The organism is Natronospira sp. (genome assembly GCF_007134575.1).
Taxonomy (GTDB): Bacteria; Pseudomonadota; Gammaproteobacteria; order Natronospirales; family Natronospiraceae; genus Natronospira; species Natronospira elongata.
Genome location: NZ_SLKM01000192.1, coordinates 1 through 2,600, shown reverse-complemented (window position 1 = coordinate 2,600; position 2,600 = coordinate 1). Strand labels below are relative to the sequence as shown.

The 2,600-nt window shown below is 45.3% G+C and carries 1 protein-coding gene; it reads left to right on the top strand.

Features of this window, described 5'->3' with window-relative positions; all coding sequences use genetic code 11:
* Positions 1-384: 384 nt before the first annotated feature.
* Positions 385-2,600, top strand: a 2,216-nt coding sequence (locus ACJWXQ_RS07430; protein ID WP_406672504.1) for a TonB-dependent receptor, incomplete at its 3' end; no start/stop codon positions are given.

Sequence of the window (2,600 nt, the reverse complement as noted above, 5' to 3'; positions counted from 1 at the left end):
CAATTTTTGTGCTTTTTTTTGTAACCTTTTAAAACAAATTCAAGATTTTTCAGTTATCTTTATAGACGCTTTTAAAAGACACACCAATTATTGATAAAATATTCTTCGTGTTGTTTTGGTTAGTTGATTGGTAACCCCGGAATAATAACTTGTTCCGGGGTTTTTTATCTTTTCCGCTACGAACCCTTCTAGCTACTGGCTTTCATGTCCATTATCAGCAACAAACGAAAATCGACAATTAAAAATCTTTCATCAGCATATCATTTATTGCAATATCTTCGTTATGGTTTTGTTTTAATCCCTAACTAAGTGATACGAAAAAGGCTTCATAACCTCCTGTTTTTTATTATATTACTGATTTTGACGGCAAGTTTTAGCTCAATCATGGCCGGTGAAGTTACACAAAACTACACTGTAAGTGGTTTTGTATATGAAAAGGGCAGCCGTGAGACACTGATTGGTGCGACTATTTATGTAATGGAATTGCGAACGGGGACCAGCAGCAACAATTATGGGTTTTACTCTCTAACCCTGCCTGCAGGAAACGTTGAACTGGTATTCCGTTACGTTGGATTCCACCCATTGGTTATGCAGATAGAACTTACTGATAATTTACAGCTCGACATCGAGCTCACTCCGTCCTCCGTGGAAATTCCAGGCGTTGAAGTTACCGCTGATCATGTTGAACGGATTAGCCAGTCGGTCCAAATGTCACGCATTGACCTGCCTGTCGCCCAAGTGCAATCAATTCCTGCACTGCTGGGTGAAAAAGATTTATTTAAGGTGATACAATTACTGCCTGGCGTGCAATCCGGGCAGGAAGGCAGCAGCGGGTTTTATGTGAGAGGTGGCGGGCCGGATCAGAACCTGATCATCCTTGATGACGCCATCGTTTACAATGCCAGTCACCTTTTTGGTTTTTTTTCAATCTTCAACGGCGATGCCATCAAAAACGTACAGCTCTACAAAGGGGGCTTTCCTGCGCGCTTCGGGGGCCGGTTGTCCTCCGTGCTGGATATCAGCATGAAAGATGGCAGCAAGGAGAAAATCCAGGGAGAAGCAGGCATCGGGATCATTTCCAGCCGGTTGACCCTTGAAGGTCCTATCATCAAAGACAAAGCCTCCTTCCTGGTTTCGGGACGCCGCACCTACATCGATGCCCTGATCATGCCTTTCATGCCAAGAGATGAAAGAGGCGGATATTTCTTTTATGACCTGAACGCCAAAGTGAACTTCGACCACGACCGCAAAAACAAGTTTTATGCAAGCAGTTACTTTGGACGCGACAAATTCTTTTTCCGCTTTAATGATGGCAAAAATTTTCGTGAAGAAGGCGGGCTTTACTGGCAAAATGCGACAACAACACTTCGATGGAACCATCTTTTCAATGACAGGTTGTTTGCCAATACCTCCCTCATCTACAGTGACTACACCTTACGAATCTATGCTGATGAAAAACACGACGGCGACAGGTATTCACTCTCATATACTTCCGGCATCAACGATATCGGCATAAAATATGACCTCAGCTGGCATCCCGCACCAAATCATCTGATCAGGGCAGGGATGCAAAGCATATATCACCGGTTCACGCCCAGTGCAATTGTCCTCAGGGATGATTATTTTGGAGAACAAATACATGAAGTGCAAAGCATAAACACCCTTGAAACAGGCTTCTACATAGAAGACGAGATCAGGATTGGCGATCTTGGCAAAATCAACCCGGGCTTCAGGCTGAGCCACTTTGTTCACGAAAACAAGCACTATGTGAAACCCGAGCCACGGCTTTCCGTTCTGCTCTTCTTGCAACCGGATCTTTCATGGAAGGCATCTTATGCAAGCATGAACCAGTATGTCCACCTGCTCAGTACAACAGGCATAGGCCTGCCAACCGACCTGTGGGTGCCTTCAACAAAAAACATCAAACCCCAGTCAACCTGGCAAGTTACCAGCGGCTTTTCAAAAGACTTTAGTGAGAGAGCGCTGGAATTATCCGTTGAAGGTTACTATAAAAGATCAAGAAACACCATCGGTTACCGGGAGGGAGCATCATTCCTCTTGATTGATGACCCTTCTAACGCGGAGAGCTTTAGCTGGGAAGACAACATCACCTCTGGGCAAGCCTGGTCGTATGGTGCAGAATTCTTTCTTCAGAAAAAAACAGGCAGACTTAATGGGTGGGTTGGATATACCCTGTCGTGGACACAATTGCAGTTTGACGAGGTGAACAATGGAGAAAAATACTGGGCACGCTACGACAGGAGGCACGACATTTCAGTTGTAGCCATTTACGAATTACGCACGAACATCACATTGTCAGGCACATGGGTGTACTCCACGGGCAACGCACTCTCCCTCCCTATCGGTGAGTATTCAAGAGTTACCCACAACCCCTGGGGACAAAGCACCTACTATTACGACGACAACTTTACCACCGAAAACACCCCGTTCAGACTGTCACCATGGAGTTACATTAACGATTACGGCAGCAAAAATGCTTTCCGGGCGGGCGCTTACCACCGCCTGGACATTGGCATTCAAACTAAAAAACAAGTTACCATATTTGGCGCCCCGGTTGAACGCACCATCGAATTCAGTGT